Annotated in this window: 1 protein-coding gene; it reads right to left on the reverse strand. The window is 31.8% G+C overall.

All coding sequences use genetic code 11. The annotated features are described in order from the left end of the window. A partial coding sequence (locus tag U9R42_14520) for a PKD domain-containing protein (GenBank protein MEA3497238.1) occupies positions 1 to 1,584 on the reverse strand: 1,584 nt, incomplete at both ends.

Raw genomic sequence — 1,584 nt, forward strand, 5'->3', positions numbered from 1 at the left:
ATTTAAATGACATATCATTATCACCAAAATGATAAATAAAAGAATCCAACTTTCCAGAGCTTATAATAGATTGATTTGTAAAATTAAACTTATTATCTAACAAACATTGTGTGCTGTCATTTACAGTAAATACAGATTCAGGCATTGGATACACAATCAAATATTGATTTATTGAATCCTTGCAATTGTTATCTGTTGTTTCAATTAGTTTGACAAAATGCGTATCAGGAATACCAAAACTATAATTCAATGTATCACTTATGCTTTTGGAAGTATCGTTTACAATCCATGTTGTAAAACCTTTGGGATTTTGAAAATTCAATGGGTTTAAAAGTGTGTAATTATTCCCTGTTAAACATTGACCGCTATCATTAACATTTATTTTTGCAACAGGCATTGGAAATACAATCGTTTTTTTATCAATGGAATCAACGCATCCCAAGTCCGACCAGGCAATTAGAGTAACTGTAAATGTATCGTCCTTGTTGTACGAATAACTACTGTTTGTTTTGCTTGACAAATTCCCGTCTCCAAAAATCCAGATAAAAGTATCAAGATTGTTGTATGTTACCGATGAGGTATTTGTGAAAACAAAATTATTAGCTCTCAAACATTGACTACTGTCATTAATTCCAAAATCAGAAACCGGCATTGGAAAAGTATAGGCTGTTTTTGTTATTGAATCTTTGCAAGCAAATTCTGAAGCAATAACTAATTTTATTTTAAAAGTATCATCTGTTGCGTATTGATGCACAGGATCTTTTAAGCTGGAATTCACATAGTCTCCAAAACTCCAATAATAATTTGAAACAGAAGTATATGGGATAGAAGACCTGTCAGTGAAATTAAATTTGTTCCATCTTACACATTGCATACTGTCATTTATCAAATAATCAGCAATTGGCATAGGCCATACTGCAACATTTTTGGATAAAGAATCCTTACAATTCAAATTAGATTCTGCAATAAGCTTGATTTGATAATAGCCATGAATATTGTATGAATATATTGGATTGATAACTGATGAATTGTTACTATCTCCAAAATTCCAATGATAAGTTTGGGATCCCGAATTGATTATTGAGTTATTTGTAAAAACAAATTGATTTCCATAAAAACATTGTGAATCATTGTTTATCGTAAATTCCGGAACTGGAGAAGGAAAAACATAGACCGTTTTATTTAATGAATCTTTGCATCCGAGATTTGAAGTAAGAACAAGCTTTACTGTAAAAGTATCATCTGTTGTGTAAGTGATGGTTGGGCTTGCTTGTGTTGATTGCTGGCTATTTTCAAAATCATAAGAATAGCTTTGTGTCCCTGAATTTATTGTGGAGCCATCTGTAAAAACAAATTGATTTCCATTAAAACATTGCTGATTGTTGTTAATGCTGAAAGCAGGCTCAGGTGATGGAAAAACATAAGTTGTTTTGCTCAGTGAATCCCTGCAATTTAAGTTTGATGTGGCAATTAGTTTTACGGTAAAAGTATCGTCTGTTGAATAATTAATTGTTGGATTGTTGAGGGTTGACTGTTGGCTGTTGCCAAAATCCCAAACATAGTTTTGTGTGCCTGAATTTATTG

The sequence above is a fragment of the Bacteroidota bacterium genome, from assembly GCA_034723125.1.
Taxonomy (GTDB): Bacteria; Bacteroidota; Bacteroidia; order CAILMK01; family JAAYUY01; genus JAYEOP01.